The following is a 16,382-nucleotide window of genomic DNA, read 5'->3' on the forward strand; positions in this document are numbered from 1 at the left end:
ATGTTTATTGGGGATGAGTTGTTTTGGGGTAAAGATCGTATGGAGTTTGTCGAGGATGAACTACTTCGTCCTTAAGAGAAGCGAGTAAGAGATTTTTGCAAGTGCAGACAGTCGGCCGGCCGTCAGAACATATGTAACTTCAGTCTATATACTATAAGCGCGTATTTAACTTCGTGTGATCCGGTAGTATTAGTTTGTTTGATCAAAGGTAACATGCACTGCGCGGATCTAAAGTGATACCTATTGAAAAACGACAAGACCAAGGAAAGTCGGAATAATCATAATGGTAACTATCTTGAAGATCCAAAGAATTATGAGTTTTGAGGATTCGCATATCAAGACCGCTGTTATCTGTCTCAAAAGATGAAAAAATACCTGATGCGGAACTTCGAGAAAATATCAGCAGAGTTTCAAAGAAACCATGGAGCGATTGTTTATAATAAAATTTGCTCAAATCCTACACTTTATGAATATACCAAATTAACGAATTAGAAGTATTTCTTAATTAATTTCCATCTCAGCAAGCGCGAACCACTGACCATCCTGGCTCAATAACTGGCTTGTTCAGTTCGCCTGTGTCCATTCTTGGTGGCGAAAAGGCTATCGGTAAAACTGCGATATAGGCTGACTTTATTATTTTGTAATCGGGAGCAACTTTTATGAACCGCATTTACTTTACTAATTTGATATTCTTGTTTTTCATTGTTTTCGGTACCGTATCGTGTTCGACGTCCACTAACGATAAAATTGATGCGACCGCAAACGAGACAGTTGATTGGGTTAGCCAGCAATTTTCCAATGCCGGGGACTGGATAAGCAACCAGTATTCCAACTTACTCAACAACGACGATCAGGATAAACTTACCGCTTCCACGAAACAGGCGGCAGCAACAGGTGAAGATCAAATCTGGACGAGTGATGATGGGGATGTCAAAGCCAGTATCAAGGTTATCAAAACCGAAAGTGAAAAAGGCGATGTTTCCGTCAAAGTACCAAGCGGACGGTTAGAGAAAATACCACCGCTAGAAATGAATGGCGCGCCCTACCGGACTTTAAAAAATGCCAATGTACGAAGTGGACCGGGAACGGATTTTGCCGTCGTTGACAAAATCAATCAAGACACCGTCGTGGTGGTTATTGGCAAGGTGCAAGATAAACCTTGGTACCTTGTTGGCGACGGCGCTGTTGCCAATGGTTTCATATTTGAAAAATTACTAGAAGCTATTCCGGATAGCGAAAACAAAATGCTTGCGGTAGCAAAGCTTGGTAACAATTCTGGCATTGTTCAGGAAGAAAAAGTCGAGACAGAATGGCTGTGCAGGACAATTCAACAAACTATCAACTTGGCTGATGGCAAGACACAAGTAGAGGAAGTAAGAGCCTGCCAGGGGCTTGACGGTTGGGAGATCAAGTAGGGAGGGCTTTTTCCTACAGCAGCCTATTACACTCGCTAGATTTAGCGCTGAACTACAACTGATCTTAATAAGAGCGCTGGATCGGGCCTGTAATATACTTGGTTATGTCATAGCTGACGCGTCGAAGTAGTGAAACTGTTATACGATTGATCCAACACGCAACCATGCTTCTTCACCATTGAATTGCTATATAGGACTTATCTTATTCTTTATAAGTATATTCGCTGCTACGGATCGATATAAACCAAAGTAGTATGTGAAAATGTCGGGCGACGGACAGACTATCGCCTGCTATCGGTATGAAGGTGAGCTGGAGTGTGTCGCGATCCGCTGTAGGATTGGCGGCGGAAGCATCGCATGACAAACATGTAGTAGAAATTAGACCCGTTAAGGTGAAACATAAAACGAGGAGCTGAATGGCCGAACCAGAACATATCAAGCTACCGAAAGGTATTCGGTCTAGATACGTTGACAATGTCAACGGCCTGACCATGCATGTTCTGGAAGCTGGTTATTTCGAGCCGGCCCGACCATGTATTCTCCTGCTGCATGGTTTTCCGGAGCTGGCCTATAGTTGGCGAAAGGTCATGCTTGGTTTGGCAGAGCAAGGGTTTCACGTTCTTGCACCTGATCAGAGAGGGTATGGGCGCACGACGGGTTGGGCCACGGACTATGACACCGATCTGCGACCCTTTTACATGTTGAACTTGGTCCAGGATGCAGCGGCCATTGTCGGCGCCGTTGGTCGAAAGTCTGTTGCGGCAGTTGTCGGTCACGACTTTGGTTCACCTGTTGCAGCCTATTGCGCCTTGGTTCGGCCGGAAATCTTCCGTTCGGTTATTTTGATGAGTGCGCCTTTTGATGGACCTCCTTCGCTCGCGCCGCCCGCCGAGCCAAATATGTTCGCCCTCCTAGCCGCACTTTCGCCCGCTAAAAAACACTATCAACACTATTACTGCGCCCGCGAAACCAATGACGATATGGTCAACCCCAAGGGCGGGTTGTCGAATTTTCTACGCACGTATTTTTACGTGAAGAGTGCAGATTGGGCTGGAAACGAGCCCTTTATGTTGCGCGCGTGGTCTCCAGAAGAGCTGATCAAGATGCCCTCCTATTACATCATGAATCTGCAGGACGATATGCCCAAGGCAATCAGCGCCTTTACCCCGACTTTGAATGAGGTAGAGAATTGCAATTGGTTAACACCTGAAGAATTGGATTTTTATGTACAAGAATTTCGACGAACTGGATTTCAGGGCGGATTGAATTGGTATCGGAGCCGATTTCTTGCGGATCATCAAAGGGAACTGAGTAAATTTTCGGGGCGCACGATAGACGTGCCATCTTGCTTTATTGGGGGAGAGCAAGATTGGGGGGTATTCCAGGAACCCGACGGCTTGCAAAAAATGCAAAATGTAGTCTGTTCTGATATGAAATTCGCCGAGTTGATCCCTGATGGAGGTCACTGGGTTCAGCAGGAGAAGACTGATGAGGTCATCGCGTTAATGTTGAACTTCCTGCGCAATTGTAGAGTGTAATGATCCGAACAAGAATTGAAGCAGTTCTCAACTACGCCCGTCATCTTCCCCATGACCGGCAACGATGGCCTAAAAACCCCGATTTTTGCAATCGCGTTCATTTGTTCCATAGGCGCTTGCGGGGAGCATAATATACGCATTCTCGAACCGCGGAAGCCCTCATATCTGGTGGTATTTCTACGATTATTTTTGAGTTTATTTTGCTTTGGCTTCTTTTTCAGCAGCCAATCTCAACGCTTTCAATCTTTCGGTTTTTTCCAGTGTTTTTTCTGTTCTTGCGTCTTTTTCTTTGATGAGTTTCTTATCCGCATTTTTAAGGGGGTTGCGATCTTTAAAATCGCTGTTATCACCGCGCTCCATAGCCGCTATCATTTTGTCATCGGCATTGTTTGGTCTTGTTGATCCTGATCCCATTACGTTACCTTCTCTGCAATATGTTGTTTGCCAAGTGTAAGAGCATTTTCTACCTTACTTGTAAACCAACCTTTAGAAAATTCAACGGGTGAGTCAAAAGCTGTCTTAGTTAAAATTAATGCTAAGCCCTTTTTGTAAGCTGATGGCCGATATGAGGATAACCGAATTGAACGTCCGTTTAGCTTGTCATAGTTAGAAAGGCAGACCGGATTGCGGTTTTCATTGCTTCCAATGGGGCATGGGTCTGTGATCCGTTTTCCGCCAGCACAAGCTTTGATGTTGGTGTCTGCCCAAATCCAAAATCGGCGGAGGTGATCGAGAGGGTAGATTTGAGGGCCGTCCTTCCAAGCAACCCTACACCGATACCGGCTTCCACTGCAGCCATCACGCCCGATACACTTTGGCTGGAATAGATAACGCGAAATGGCTTTTTCCGAGCCTCAAGCGACTGAATGGCCGCGTCACGCCACCAACATGCGTGATCGAATAATGCCACGGGAAGGGGCTCGTTGATCGCGAATTCCCGGCCCACAGATGAAACCCAGCAAGTCGGGTCTTCAAAGAGTAATTCTTCGCGTGACGTTGGATTCTCGACCTCAAATACGGCGAGATCTAACTTTCCTTTTTCAAGCGCTTCTGGAAACCCCGAACTCATTGCGCAGGTAACGTCGAGTTCGACCTGCGGATGTTGACGTGCAAAGGCGGCAATGATTTGCGCCAGTTTCGATCTGCCATGATCATCTGGAATTCCAAGCCTCAGTTTGCCTTTTACAGTGTCTCTGGAAATATCTCGCAATGTGGCATCAAGGCGTGCGGTCACGTCGCGCGCAATTGGAAGCAACTGCCGGCCCGTTTTGCTCAGCACAACACCGCGCCCGTGTCGCTCGAAAACAGCGTGCCCGACAATTGCTTCCAGGCGTTTGAGCTGAAGGCTGGTGGCTGACTGCGACCTATGAATTGTGGCCGCGCCGTCGGTAACGCTGCCCGCTTGCGCAACGGCAAGGAAGGTTCGCAACAGATTACTGTCCAAATGATCCATTCGATTTTCCAATATCTGAAATAGAAACTATTCGTTTCATATATGCCTTGGCGGCGGCTAGATTGCAAGATCGAAGGAGTTTGCAATGACCGATCAAAAAATTACCGCAAAGCGTACGACCAAGTTCGCTTTACTTTGGGGGGTGGGCATATCACTGCTGATATTCCTTGTTATCGTGTGGCCAACACATGCATTGAATGCACTCGAATTTGTTTTCTGGGGGCTGATCGTTGTCGCGCCAATTGTCATTCCGGGCATCGTGCTTGCGGCTTGGATCATTGCGAGTAGCGCCGATGCTTCCATTGCCCGTGCCTTCGAAGGTCGGACATTTTACGCCGTCATCGCAGCCTCGTTGATCGGGGCAATCACACCCGTTTGTGGCGTTACAGTTCTGCCTCTAATGGCGGGGCTTCTTGCGGCGGGCGTGCCACTGGCCCCCATTATGGCATTCTGGCTTTCCTCGCCAATCACAGACCCGGCCATGTTGGCAACAACGGCAGCCACATTGGGGATCAGTTTTGCTATTGGAAAGACGGTGGCGGCATTTGGCCTGGGCCTTTTCGGCGGCGGGATTACAGCTCTGTTTTCGCGGCAGCCCTGGGCGTTGCACGCGCTTCGTGACAATCGGTTAGCCCGTCAATTGAGCGCCGCCCGCTGCGGCGACGCCCGGCCCTTTGATCCCTGGGTTTGGAAGACTTCAGATCGCCGGCAATCCTTCGTCAAACAGTTTTGGGCAACCACCCGTTTGATCTTCATCTGCCTGGTTCCTGCATTTGCTGCCGAGTACGCATTGAATGCAGCACTCACACCGGGATCGCTTGCGGCTTATGTCGGCGAAGGCCAATGGTGGGCGATACCTGCCGCGGTATTCGTCGGGGCGCCTGCCTATATTGATGGATACGCGGCATTGCCTTTGACCAGAGGCTTGATTGACAACGGCATGTCGCAAGGTGCAGCCATGGCCTTTTTGATCTCGGGCGGTGTGGTCAGCATCTGGGGTGCCTTGGCAATTGCTCCGATTCTCAAACTGAAGCCCTTTCTACTGTATATCGCCCTCGCCGTTCTGGGATCTCTTAGTGCAGGGTACATTTTTGAGTGGCTGGTTTAATCAGCTTGGGTACTGCAAAGCAGACGATAAAAGGATGCAATCGTGAATCCCGATCTATATCCGGTAAGCTGCCCCTTTATATAATAAATTCTTTTATGGAAGCGTCAGCGCTCTGAAGGCAGAGGGCACATGTTCGTACTGTGTCTGGTGCGCCAATTTTCCCAATGGCTTAGTTGAATTTGTTGATGATGGATTTCGTCTAGCAATCACGTGGCAAGAAAAAGCAGGAATGTAAGTGCCACTGATAAACCATGCAAGCAATTTGAGTAAGTGTGCTATAAAGAAACATCTTGTACGCGATCATGCGTGCCTGTCCCGTCACAGATCGGACTAATTTATACAAATTCCTGAGTGGACGAAGCCTGCGCTTATGGGCGCGAATTGGGCTACTCCTTTAGGCGCCTAATGACCAGATCGCGCACTTGCGCAAGCCTGTCAAACCGCCCGGGCAAAAAAATCTAGAATCCCGGTCCTGCGAGACTCTCGACCCAAGTACGAATAACCACTTAATCGATGCCGGAGACGCGGATCGCCACGTCTTCACGGGAGGAGCTGTTTACACTTCCCTCCTGTAACCTCAGCGAGCATATACACGGTGCGCAAAACCACAGGCACCGCCAATGTAATTGCTCTTGCCAGCATGCCCAAGACCCGTAGTTGCTTTGCTAGCGCGATCCCGTGCTAGCGCCAAGTGACCTTCAAGGAATTAATATGTCTATCGTTACACGACGAGAACAAATGCAATCATTCGGCCATGAAAACCAACCCGCCGTCGCTAAAATTTCTGGATTGGCGGTCGATTTTCCAGCGCGCGCCCTTCCGCGAACGGCAAATACCGCAATTGTATATTGCGAAGGTAATTTCGGAGCCATTGACGGCAAGACGGCCAATGGGTTAGTCCGGCACTCGGAGAAATATGAAATCCTTTCGGTCATAGACAGCGAAAAGGCCGGTCTTGACGCCGGAATTGTTCTTGAAGATACACCGAACGGAATACCCATATACCGGGATCTAGCCGAAGCGTTGGCATTCGCTAAAAATCTGCCTGAGTATTTTATATTTGGAATGGCTCCATCGAGCGGCATGCTGTCGACACACGAGCGCGGACTTGTAATCGAGGCCATGAGCCATGGTATGAACATTGTGAACGGTTTGCACGAGTTTCTAAACGACGACCCTGTGTTTGCCGCAGCAAGCCTCGCCAACAACGTGACAATCGTCGATATCCGTAAACCCCGCGACAAAAAAGATCTACGTATGTTCAGCGGTAAAATTGCAGAAGTAACTTGCCCCCGAATAGCGGTGCTCGGCACGGATTGTGCTATCGGCAAGCGCACCACAGCCACCATTCTAACGCGCGCATTGAACGAAATTGGTGTGAAGGCGGTGATGATCGGTACGGGACAGACTGGTTTAATTCAAGGCGCGCGATACGGTATAGCACTTGATGCTGTCCCTTCCCAGTTTTGCTCTGGGGAGTTGGAAGCAACGATTGTTGAGGCCTTCGAAAACGAAAGTCCGGATATCATAATTGTCGAGGGTCAGGGTGCTCTCAGTCATCCGGCTTTTTCAACATCATCGTTTATTCTACGCGGTACCTGTCCTGACGGCGTCGTGCTCCAGCATGCGCCCGGACGCAAAAACCGCTGCGACTTTGACCAAATGCCGATGCCGACACCCGCAAAGGAGATCAATCTAATCGAGACCTTTTCCGACACCAAAGTCATTGGTCTTACAATCAACCACGAAAATATGGCTGAATCTGATGTTTCCTCTGCAATCACTGGTTATGAAAAAGAGCTTGGCATTCCTGTGACAGATGCACTGACTAGATCAACTGATCATTTGGTGGAAATGGTTCTGGTTTCTTTCCCGCAGCTTCGGAAGAAATCGGCCGGCATTATCAATTGACCACCCCACGTCTGGAGATTGATCTCGGCAAAATACATCATAATGCGCGATTTCTGGTCGACCTGCTTGGCCGCCGGGGGATCTCCGTTTCTGCGGTGACCAAAGCGACGCTGGGCCTACCAAGTATTGCCAGAGAGTTGTTGGCCGCAGGGGTAAGTGGGTTGGCGGACTCCCGCATTGAGAATATCCAGGCCATGCGCAAAGCTGAAATTCGGGCTCCGATGACGCTAATCCGTACGCCGATGATCAGCCAGGCGGCACAGGTCGTCAGAGATACAGACACTAGCCTGAACACAGAGCTCGACGTCATCTCAGAACTTTCAAAGTCCGCGCAGGCACTGGGGCAGACGCATGCAGTGCTGTTGATGGTAGAGCTTGGGGACTTGCGTGAGGGCATTATGCCCGCCGACCTTGAGAATATTGTCCGCCAGACACTGACCTTTCCAAATATCACGCTTAAGGGAATCGGCACTAATCTAGCTTGCCGGTCCGGCGTTGCGCCAGATGAAGCAAATATGGCCGAACTATCTGCTCTAGCGAATACAATTGACGCAACATTCGGCTTTGTCATGCCGGTTATATCAGGTGGAAATTCCAGCAACCTTGAATGGGTTCTTGGCGGCTCCGACACTGGCCGGATCAATAATCTTCGCCTCGGTGAAGCGATATTGCTTGGCTGCGAACCGCTCCACCGCGCTCCGATTTCGGGACTCTACCGGGATGCCATCACACTTGTTGCGGAAGTAATTGAGTCAAAAATTAAACCATCGCAGCCATGGGGGAGCATTAAGGAAACAGCTTTTGGGGTCGTTGCACCGAGGGCCAACCGCGGACGTATTTCTCAAGCCATCTTTGCCTTGGGTCACATGGACACTGATCCGGACGGGTTGACGCCGCCGTCCGGGATTAGACTTCTGGGTTCAAGTAGCGATCATCTTATTGTGGATTCCGGTCGGGATCGCTTAACAATTGGTGCCGAAGTTACCTTTCAACTCAACTACAGCGCCCTGATCCGTGCCATGGCTTCTCCATTCGTAATTAAAAATGCATTTTTAAGCGAAGAAGCTTTGATCCCACAACATCTTCAAACTTAACAGGATGTCACCTTCCTAGTCCGGCGGGGGGATGCTCTTTGTCGCACAACCAAGTGCTGACGGCGTAGAGCCTGCGATGATTCTGGCGATAGTTTCGGCCTGCGCTTACAGCGCACAGAGCTTATTGGTCCGGGCACTCGGTCCGACGTAAAGCGCTTTGGGGCTGGCTATTCTGGGGCTCAATTCCGACAACAACGACCCTCATTGGTAGCACGCTTATTGTCTGAAGTGGTCTCTATATCATTCGCCGAGAATTGCTGGCCCGCCGCAATGAGGGACATCGTCACGGTCACCAGCGTTAGGTTTAGGTTTACTCCTGCCCGTTTGCGCAAGAAAGGAACATTGACCACTTGGTTATCTGCTTATGACCGTGATCCGACTCTTTCGTGCGCCTCATCGAGTAACCAGGTGCGAAAGGCGGAGACTTTAGGCTGCCCGGCACTGTCTTCTGTCGTCACCAGGTAGTAAGAGAAGGTGAGGGGTATGCTGAGGCTCTGGTCGAAAGGGCGAACGAGGCGACCGGCGGCAAGCTCGTCGGCCACCAGAATATCTCCGACCAACGCCACTCCTTGGCCATCAAGCGCGGCTTGCACCGCCATGTTCTCCATGGAGAAGCGTGGCCCACGGGTCGGATCGATATCGTGTAAACCGGCCGCCAGCAACCACATGCGCCAGCTTGCCTCGGCGTCTTTCCAGTCGATATGTAGCAGAGCGTGGTGGCGCAGATCATCGGGCTTACGCAACGGATACTTGCCGTTCAAGAGTGCCGGACTGCAGACGGCCGTGTTGCGCTGACTGAACAGCCAATCGGTCCGCATTCCCGTGTAGCCGCCGGGGCCGTAGCGAAGTGCTACATCGGCATCACCGCGCGCCAGATCGACAAGACGATCGGTGCCATCAATGCGGATCTCGATATCCGGATGCCGGCTGCGAAAATGCTCGAGACGGGGTACCAGCCACATGGCGCCAAACGCCGGGCTGACGCTGATGGTCAGCACCCCGTTGTCGCTGTGGGCACGCATCTGCTCAACGCCTTGAGCCATTTTATCAAGACCCTGACCGAGCGTCGGCAAGGCCACCTGTCCGGCCTCAGTTAAACGCAGCGCCCGGGTCAGGCGGTGAAACAGCGGTACCCCGAGTATTTCTTCGAGCGCCTTAACCTGATGACCGATTGCAGCCGGTGTCACATTAAGTTCGGCCGCCGCCTTGGTGAAGCTGAGATGCCGGCCGGCTGCTTCGAATGCTCTGAGGGCGTTGAGAGGTGGCAGGGGTCGAGTCATAATTTATACCCAAGTTTTTCTACTAGATAAGCTTAGATCTTCTCGTTTGTCGATCACCATTGATAGTCCTAATCTGTTGATAATTCAAGGTTGGTTTATGCCGATAGTAATGTAAAACCCAACCTTATAGACAAATAATTCTATCGTATTATGCCGGAATATCCGCAATCCGGCCGATCTTGACGGAGGTGTCTCTATGAACCCCAATTTCGATTTCCCGGCTTTCGGACGCCACCTGCTTTCATGACCCGACATATCCGGTCTGAATATTACGTCGGAACTTTCCTTGTCGTGGTTTCTGCCGTGACCTTCAGCACGGCAGGTTTGTTCACCAAGGGGGTGGAAGCTGGGCCCTGGGAGGTGATATTCTGGAGAGGCTTCTTTGCCGCAGCTTTCACGAGCGCCTGGATATTGAGCCGGGGAACGGTGCGGCATAATTTTTCCGGCATGGGGTATAGTGGGCTGGCGATCGCTGTGATCGGCGCTTTGGGTACAGCCGCTTTCATCTCGTCCTTCAAGCTCACGTCCATTGCCAATGTTTCTCTGATCTACGCGGTTTCTCCGCTTATCGCGGCGCTCCTCGCCTGGTTTGTCATTGGGGAAAAAATCTCTCGGCGAATGATGGCGGGATGCGGTGGGGCGCTTTTGGGTGTCGCTATTATTGTGTCAGGGTCTCTTGGGCAGGTCAGCCTCAAGGGTGATTTGCTCGCGTTGGTGATGACCACCGCGATGGCCCTGATTATGGTCATATATCGGAAATATCCGGGAACACCTGGGGCAGGACCCGCCGTGCTGTCATCGGTTTTGTTGCTGCCCTTCGGGGTGCTATTCGGTGCTCCCTTCAAGATCGACTCTTCAGAAATCTATATTCTATCTGCCTTCGGATTATTATTTGCTATTGCGTCGGTCACCTTGGCGGAAGGCTCCAAGCGTGTTCCCTCCGGCCAGACAGCTCTTTTAAGTTCCTTGGAAACTCCTCTCGCTCCAGCTCTCGCGTTCCTGATTTTTACAGAAATTCCGAATTTTCCAACATTTATTGGTGGCTCGGTCGTGCTCTTTGCGGTGCTTTTCTCGATAAGAAGGGGTACTTGAAAGTGTTAAGTTGGGGAAGCAATCACGTTGTTCCTGCCGTTATACGCAGGCGATTTGGCGCGCGCTCCGCGCCGTCTCATTTGCGCGAGAAAAGGGCCGTGAAAAAGCAGACGGGGGAACGAAAAATCTGAACTGCAAGCTTTCTTCCGGTGATTTAACAACGCGGACTACACAGGCGTTGGCGCCACGCCTTCGAAAAGCGTGAGGGCTTGCTTGATCTCTCGCTGCATGTGCTCGCGAAACAAGACCACACGTTTGGTGTTACGGAGGTCACGGTGATATAAAAGCCAGAGCCCCAGTTCATGTTGGGTTTCTGGTTCACGAAATCGCGCCAGTTCGGGATCAGCGTCGCCCAAAAAGCAGGGCAGGAAACCGACACCCAGTCCTTCTTTCAATGCCGCAAGTGTGAGCGAGGTCTCATCGACGTAAAACTCGTGTTCGGCTTGCGGCCAGGCTTGCTTGGTCCAGGTCCTATGGTATTCGCAGCAATCAACCCCAATCCATTTTTCCGTCGCCTGTCCCGATTTGACCGCCGCACAATAATCGCGCGCGCCATAGACGGCCGAAGCCACAGTGGTCAGGCGCGTACCAATTAATGTTTCCAACGGCTTATTGGTCTGCCGAATGGCGATGTCCGCTTCACGCTCTGACAGGCGTACGGAATCATTGGTGACCTGAACACTTAGTTCGATCCTTGGGTATGCGGCGCTGAATCGGGCGAAATACGGCATCAGCACGGTCGAGGCCATGTTGGCAATTGCGGTGACCCGCAACTCCCCCGCGACATCGTCGGCTTGCCCGCCGACCGCTCCTTCAAAAGACAAAAGCTCGTCCTCGATCCTGGCCGCGGATTGCTTCAACTCTTCTCCGGCCTCGGTCAGGACATAGCCGGACGGTTTGCGTTCAACTAATGGAGTTGCGAGCTTTTTTTCCAAAGCACGAATACGACGTGAAACGGTTGAATGCTGAACGCCTAACCGCTTGGCGGCGTTGCTGAAAGATCCTTCGCGAGCGATGGCCAGAAATATCCGCGCGTCATCCCATTGCATCCGATGTCCCCTGTTGTGTGCATTTTTGCAAAACGGCTTTCAATTTTTTTCTAATTTACGAAAAAGTGCTCCAATGCAATCAATTTGGCAAGAGATTAAAAGTTAGGCTCTGCTCGCCGTCACTGAAATCCAGTTACTGCTAGGGGCTCCGAAATAATAGAAAAAATGATATTCCGACTTAAAAAGGGAGAACACGATGTCTGTCGAACATATTCAGAATTCTGTAAAAGATGTTATCGCTTATTTGCAAGAGAATCCGAAAGATGCGCTGAGTAACGATGCGCCAATCACTGCGGTCATGGAAAACGGTCTGCGGTGCCGGGCAACCTGTGATGCCACCAGAATAGCGTTGCACGCCGCACAATTAGGGGTGACGCTGGACACGCTAGAAGTAACCGCCGACAGCGTTTCTGATGACCGCGGTTTGCTCGGTTTGGACGATTCAGTACCTGCCGGTCCTCTCAGCCTGCGAACCCGCGTAACAATTGGTGCCGCGGGAGTGACTGAAGAAGTTCTGCGCGAGATTGTTGATTATGCAGTGACCCATTCGCCGGTCGCGGACGGCTGTCGGCGCGCAACACCTTCAAAGGTAGAGATCAAGATTGCCTGACTTATTCCCGCGGTTGTCACTGGAGAAAATACTTTCCAAATGCCGAGTCAAAAACACCCACGAAAAATGACGCTCTATTCAAATTAAGGAGATATCAAAATGACAACTACTCTGTACTCCCGACTAGGTGGTTATGATGGCCTCGCTATGTTTGCGACTACTGTTGTTGGGCTAGCCCGCAAGGACGATCTTCTGGCGCGTTTTTGGATCAACCGAGGTGAAGACAGAAACGCTCGCGAACTTCAGCTTTTGATTGACTATTTCGTTAAAGCAACGGGAGGGCAGATGTATTACAGAGGACGCGATATGGCGCTTTCCCATCAGGGCATGGGGATTACCGAGACTGATTGGACCCGGTTCGTCGAGATTGTCGTCAGCGTTGCCGGTGATATGGGCGTTGGTCCAGATGAAGGCGGCGAGGTGATGGCTTTCCTCGGCAGTCTCAAAGCGGATATTGTTACGGCATAGCCCAACTTTTCGCCAGGACCCCCGCACATCCTTGTTCTGCGGAAATCAAATAAGATTGGAAGACGCCATGAACAACAAATTCCAAACAAGTGACGGTGGTTGCACATGCGGCCATGTGCGGTACCAGGTAACCTCGGAGCCTATGATTGTCCATTGCTGCCATTGCCGCGGTTGTCAAAAAAACTCCGGCTCTTCCTTTGCGTTGAACGCTCTTTTCGAGGCTGATCGTGTGGAGCTGATTTCCGGTAAGGTCGAGGAGGTCATTGTTCCAACGCCCAGTGGTACGGGCCAGATCATCACCCGATGCTCTGCTTGCAAAGTCGCTGTTTGGAGCAACTACAACCTAGGCGGTTTGCGTGAGCGTATCCGGTTTATTCGCGTCGGTACACTCGATAATCCGGATCAATTTCCGTCAGATGTGCATATATACACGTGCTCAAAACAGCCATGGGTCATTCTGCCCACGGAAGATCGGAGGGTCGACGAGTTTTATAAAATTCAAGAAACATGGTCGCCTGAGGGGCTAGAACGTTTGGCAAAGATCGAAGATTCCGCGGGCATCAAGATTTTTTGACAGAAATTAGGGGGCATAGCGTATCCGTGGTGACACCAGCTTCGAGTCTTTCAAGCATCGGTATTGTTGGCGATGAAGTGCCCAAAGCTACAGGAAAGTAATCAAATTAATCTTTTTTGGATTTTTAATTAATTTATCGCTAAGCTCGCGGCATGTCAGATCAGACTTCGCTAAAACCTTCAAAAGACTTATTTTATATCGCAGAGCAGACGGGCCTGAAGCTTGCTATCAAGGGCCGCCTTGTCACGGTGGTGATCCTGATGGCGTTGATGGCTTTAACCCGCGGACCGGACAGGGCTGTCGATTATATTCTGGCCGGAATCTTGTTTTCCGGGCTGGGGATTGCCCATTATCTGCTCATCGGCTCCCGGTTCGATCGGAGCTGGGTGAAGTATGTGTTTATCAGCATTGATATCGCACTTCTGTCCGCTGCCGTCGCATTGTTGCCGGCGGCACCGGAAACTGACATCCCGCAAATCATGATCTTCCGGTTCAGTATCTTTCCTTTTTATTTTATCCTGCTGGGGGTTGCCGCCTTCAGTTTCGCACCAGGGCTTTTGCTCTGGACCGGGGTGGCGGGTGCTGCAGGTTGGCTGAGCGCCTTCACCTGGGTTCGAGCCGGTATGGATCGTGCCCTCGAATGGACGGATCTGCCCGTTGATCCTACGCCGACGCAATTTCTCGAGATCGTTTTGAATTCTGGGTTCGCCGGAACCGGTAGTCGATTGCAGGAGGCGGCAGTCTTTTTGGTGGTTGCCATTCTGCTGGCTATCGTCATGCGGAGGGCGCGGCAAACGGTGCGCAAACAATTGGCAGCGGAGCGGGAAACCTCGTTGATTTCCGGTATGTTTGGTCGGTTCGTGCCGGCGGCGGTGGCGGAATCTATGATCAAGGACGAAGGCGCGCTGGATCCGGTTGAGAGAGAAGCGACGGTGTTGTTCACTGATGTTGCAGGATTTACCAGTATGACCGAGACCAAGGGACCTCGGGCCGTTGTCGATACTTTTAACGCCTTTTTCGATGCGGCATCTGAGGTTATTGGCCGGCATAATGGCGTGGTCACTCAGTTTCTGGGCGACGCTATTCTTGCAACCTTCAATGTCCCCATCGAAGATGAGCGACATGCGCAGCGTGCTCTGGATGCGGCTTTGGACCTAATGGATCTTGTGAAAAACGAAACCTTCGCAGGCGAGCGTCTGGACATCCGGATCGGTCTTAGTTCGGGTCCGGTGATTGCCGGCAATGTCGGTGGCGGCGGCCGTCAGAGCTATACGGTGTATGGGGATTCCGTCAATCTGGCGGCTCGGCTGGAAAGCCTAAACAAAGAATATGGCACGTCCTTGCTGTTGTCCCAATCAACGGCGGATCACGTCGGGCAAGAAGCGCTGCAACGGATCGGTGAAATCGAGGTGCGCGGGTTAAGTGAACTCGTTGGTGTCTATACGCGGGCACAGTGACGGCGCCGCGATTATCGACCCTGATTACTGAGACATGGCTTTGTCAACTGAGGAGTAGGTCGCGTGCACGCCTTTCAATGTACGGTCCAAAACCCTCAAACCTTGTTTCTCTTGATTTGTCTGCGCATCAGGCGGAGGCAACATCTCGATCCGATCCTTAAGCTCTATTTCCAGAATTTCGCTCTGGTGCCGTATATTGATCAAGTAGCTGTCTAATTCCTCATTGGTGATTTTGTTCTGACTCCTGAGTTTGGAGCGATCCCGATAGACTTTGTACAAATCCGCACCGGCAGTTCGCAGTTCCTTTATGGACAAACTCGTCAGAGATTCCGTTGTAAATACTGGCATCGGCAAACCGGTTTTGCTCACTGCCCGGGCTTCTGATCATCAAGTTGAGTCGAACCCGGCGGGGGGGACGCCTACAGAGTGCCGTTTGGTGCCTGCGAAAGGTAGTTCTGTTGAGGGGTTAATGGACGCTGCAATTAAGTCGCAATATCTCGATTTTCAAATAGGCGAGTCGTTGGCTGCAAGCGAGAAAAGGGGATAATATCGCGTTGCCAAATGAGCTGAGGCTGCTCTCGGTTCAGCCGAAATCCCTTGATCCGGGATTGGTTTTTGCCACCGGATAAGAAGTTCAAGAACGCCGCCCCGCAAACCCTTTTCATCGTGAAACGATCTGCGCGAGACGACGTTATCTGATTGATTTAGACCATCCGGTGAAGGGCGCAAATTTTGTTGCCTGATGGGTCCCGTAGATACGCAATGTAAAGATTTCCATTGCTGCCTTCGCGAACGCCAGGAGGGTTTTCGCAGGTCTCCCCGCCTTTGGCCAGGCCGGTGGCATGCCATTTATCCGCCATCTCCGGATTTGCGGCTGTAAAACCGAGTGTACTGCCATTGCCCCGGCAGGCCGGTTCTCCGTCGATCGGCTTGCTGATTGAGAATACACCAGTTTTCGTGTAGTAAAAACAGCGCCCATTGGCGTCAATTATGCCGGGTTTGTGGCCCAGTTCTCCAAGGGTTGCATCGTAAAAAACTTTGGCTTGCTCAACATCGTCGGCGCCAACCATTACATGACTAAACATTCTAACTCCTGTATCTATATTTGCTCTTGACTGATCGGCGGCATGTTATCCTGAGTACTCACAGAATACAAACGCCATCACACCGAAAAGTAAAGAAACAAACACGTGATTGAAGCAGTGGAACATTAGTCCTTTGCGTCGCTGGAAATGGATCGCCGGTCGTGCTCGCTCTCAATGTCATGTCTGGTATCGCGGATGGTGACACGAACCCTACCGTCGATTCAGAACGGCAGGCATTTGAGCTAAAC

General features: G+C 50.9%; 17 protein-coding genes. 10 read left to right on the forward strand and 7 right to left on the reverse strand.

The annotated features are described in order from the left end of the window. Positions 1 to 659 precede the first annotated feature (659 nt). Positions 660 to 1,415, forward strand: coding sequence for an SH3 domain-containing protein (locus V7723_RS19040; RefSeq protein ID WP_335686085.1), 756 nt, complete (start codon positions 660 to 662; stop codon positions 1,413 to 1,415). 416 nt (positions 1,416 to 1,831) lie between these two features. Further along, positions 1,832 to 2,953: an alpha/beta hydrolase gene (locus V7723_RS19045; protein ID WP_335686086.1), complete on the forward strand. Its 1,122-nt coding sequence runs from the start codon at positions 1,832 to 1,834 to the stop codon at positions 2,951 to 2,953. 195 nt (positions 2,954 to 3,148) lie between these two features. On the opposite strand, the gene V7723_RS19050 is transcribed toward V7723_RS19045, so the two are convergent. Both V7723_RS19050 and V7723_RS19055 read right to left on the reverse strand, forming a co-directional pair. After that, positions 3,149 to 3,313, reverse strand: coding sequence for a hypothetical protein (locus V7723_RS19050; protein WP_335686087.1), 165 nt, complete (start codon positions 3,311 to 3,313; stop codon positions 3,149 to 3,151). Between the two features lie 232 nt (positions 3,314 to 3,545). Continuing rightward, positions 3,546 to 4,406, reverse strand: coding sequence for a LysR substrate-binding domain-containing protein (locus V7723_RS19055; protein WP_335686088.1), 861 nt, complete (start codon positions 4,404 to 4,406; stop codon positions 3,546 to 3,548). Positions 4,407 to 4,491: 85 nt separating this feature from the next. Here V7723_RS19055 and V7723_RS19060 point away from each other — a divergent pair, with 85 nt between their 5' ends. The 3 genes from V7723_RS19060 to V7723_RS19070 all read left to right on the forward strand — a co-directional run bounded on the left by V7723_RS19060 (position 4,492) and on the right by V7723_RS19070 (position 8,519). Beyond that, positions 4,492 to 5,514: a permease gene (locus V7723_RS19060; protein WP_335686089.1), complete on the forward strand. Its 1,023-nt coding sequence runs from the start codon at positions 4,492 to 4,494 to the stop codon at positions 5,512 to 5,514. A 711-nt stretch (positions 5,515 to 6,225) separates the two neighbouring features. After that, positions 6,226 to 7,425, forward strand: a complete 1,200-nt coding sequence (locus V7723_RS19065; protein WP_335686090.1) for a DUF1611 domain-containing protein — start codon at positions 6,226 to 6,228, stop codon at positions 7,423 to 7,425. After that, on the forward strand, positions 7,422 to 8,519 hold the full coding sequence (locus V7723_RS19070; RefSeq protein WP_335686091.1) for an alanine/ornithine racemase family PLP-dependent enzyme: 1,098 nt from the start codon (positions 7,422 to 7,424) through the stop codon (positions 8,517 to 8,519). Before V7723_RS19065 ends, V7723_RS19070 begins: the two co-directional genes overlap by 4 nt. A 362-nt stretch (positions 8,520 to 8,881) precedes the next feature. Here the strand turns inward: V7723_RS19070 and V7723_RS19075 are convergent, their stop codons facing one another. Continuing rightward, positions 8,882 to 9,799 (reverse strand): transcriptional regulator GcvA, encoded by a 918-nt coding sequence (locus V7723_RS19075; protein WP_335686092.1) that lies wholly within the window; start codon positions 9,797 to 9,799, stop codon positions 8,882 to 8,884. 243 nt (positions 9,800 to 10,042) lie between these two features. Here V7723_RS19075 and V7723_RS19080 point away from each other — a divergent pair, with 243 nt between their 5' ends. After that, a complete protein-coding gene (locus V7723_RS19080) occupies positions 10,043 to 10,891 on the forward strand; it encodes a DMT family transporter (RefSeq protein WP_335686093.1) in 849 nt (282 codons plus the stop codon). Between the two features lie 167 nt (positions 10,892 to 11,058). Here the strand turns inward: V7723_RS19080 and V7723_RS19085 are convergent, their stop codons facing one another. Continuing rightward, positions 11,059 to 11,940 (reverse strand): LysR family transcriptional regulator, encoded by an 882-nt coding sequence (locus V7723_RS19085; RefSeq protein WP_335686094.1) that lies wholly within the window; start codon positions 11,938 to 11,940, stop codon positions 11,059 to 11,061. Between the two features lie 196 nt (positions 11,941 to 12,136). Here V7723_RS19085 and V7723_RS19090 point away from each other — a divergent pair, with 196 nt between their 5' ends. From V7723_RS19090 to V7723_RS19105, 4 genes are all read left to right on the forward strand, one after another. Beyond that, complete coding sequence (locus V7723_RS19090) at positions 12,137 to 12,550, forward strand: OsmC family protein (RefSeq protein WP_335686095.1); 414 nt, start codon at positions 12,137 to 12,139, stop codon at positions 12,548 to 12,550. Between the two features lie 99 nt (positions 12,551 to 12,649). Beyond that, entirely contained in the window at positions 12,650 to 13,018 is a 369-nt protein-coding gene (locus V7723_RS19095) for a group I truncated hemoglobin (RefSeq protein ID WP_335686096.1), read from the forward strand. Positions 13,019 to 13,085: 67 nt separating this feature from the next. Further along, positions 13,086 to 13,592, forward strand: a complete 507-nt coding sequence (locus V7723_RS19100) for a GFA family protein (protein ID WP_335686097.1) — start codon at positions 13,086 to 13,088, stop codon at positions 13,590 to 13,592. A gap of 152 nt (positions 13,593 to 13,744) precedes the next feature. Further along, positions 13,745 to 15,049 (forward strand): adenylate/guanylate cyclase domain-containing protein, encoded by a 1,305-nt coding sequence (locus tag V7723_RS19105; RefSeq protein ID WP_335686098.1) that lies wholly within the window; start codon positions 13,745 to 13,747, stop codon positions 15,047 to 15,049. Between the two features lie 24 nt (positions 15,050 to 15,073). Here V7723_RS19105 and V7723_RS19110 read toward each other — a convergent pair whose 3' ends face one another. The 3 genes from V7723_RS19110 to V7723_RS19120 all read right to left on the reverse strand — a co-directional run. Then, a complete protein-coding gene (locus V7723_RS19110; RefSeq protein ID WP_335686099.1) occupies positions 15,074 to 15,418 on the reverse strand; it encodes a hypothetical protein in 345 nt (114 codons plus the stop codon). A gap of 335 nt (positions 15,419 to 15,753) precedes the next feature. After that, the gene (locus tag V7723_RS19115; RefSeq protein ID WP_335686100.1) at positions 15,754 to 16,134 is read right to left on the reverse strand and encodes a VOC family protein; all 381 of its coding nucleotides are present in this window, start codon (positions 16,132 to 16,134) and stop codon (positions 15,754 to 15,756) included. A 58-nt stretch (positions 16,135 to 16,192) separates the two neighbouring features. Beyond that, a partial coding sequence (locus V7723_RS19120; protein WP_335686101.1) for a hypothetical protein occupies positions 16,193 to 16,382 on the reverse strand: 190 nt, incomplete at its 5' end.

The sequence above is a fragment of the Sneathiella sp. genome, assembly GCF_036960985.1.
GTDB lineage: Bacteria > Pseudomonadota > Alphaproteobacteria > Sneathiellales > Sneathiellaceae > Sneathiella.

Coding starts and splice junctions, on each gene's coding strand:
- V7723_RS19075 (WP_335686092.1), bottom strand. CDS start 9,799: ATGACTCGACCCCTGCCACCTCTCAACGCCCTCAGAGCATTCGAAGCA.
- V7723_RS19095 (WP_335686096.1), top strand. CDS start 12,650: ATGACAACTACTCTGTACTCCCGACTAGGTGGTTATGATGGCCTCGCT.
- V7723_RS19085 (WP_335686094.1), bottom strand. CDS start 11,940: ATGCAATGGGATGACGCGCGGATATTTCTGGCCATCGCTCGCGAAGGA.
- V7723_RS19090 (WP_335686095.1), top strand. CDS start 12,137: ATGTCTGTCGAACATATTCAGAATTCTGTAAAAGATGTTATCGCTTAT.
- V7723_RS19060 (WP_335686089.1), top strand. CDS start 4,492: ATGACCGATCAAAAAATTACCGCAAAGCGTACGACCAAGTTCGCTTTA.
- V7723_RS19040 (WP_335686085.1), top strand. CDS start 660: ATGAACCGCATTTACTTTACTAATTTGATATTCTTGTTTTTCATTGTT.
- V7723_RS19045 (WP_335686086.1), top strand. CDS start 1,832: ATGGCCGAACCAGAACATATCAAGCTACCGAAAGGTATTCGGTCTAGA.
- V7723_RS19050 (WP_335686087.1), bottom strand. CDS start 3,313: ATGGAGCGCGGTGATAACAGCGATTTTAAAGATCGCAACCCCCTTAAA.
- V7723_RS19055 (WP_335686088.1), bottom strand. CDS start 4,406: ATGGATCATTTGGACAGTAATCTGTTGCGAACCTTCCTTGCCGTTGCG.
- V7723_RS19105 (WP_335686098.1), top strand. CDS start 13,745: ATGTCAGATCAGACTTCGCTAAAACCTTCAAAAGACTTATTTTATATC.
- V7723_RS19100 (WP_335686097.1), top strand. CDS start 13,086: ATGAACAACAAATTCCAAACAAGTGACGGTGGTTGCACATGCGGCCAT.
- V7723_RS19080 (WP_335686093.1), top strand. CDS start 10,043: ATGACCCGACATATCCGGTCTGAATATTACGTCGGAACTTTCCTTGTC.
- V7723_RS19065 (WP_335686090.1), top strand. CDS start 6,226: ATGTCTATCGTTACACGACGAGAACAAATGCAATCATTCGGCCATGAA.
- V7723_RS19115 (WP_335686100.1), bottom strand. CDS start 16,134: ATGTTTAGTCATGTAATGGTTGGCGCCGACGATGTTGAGCAAGCCAAA.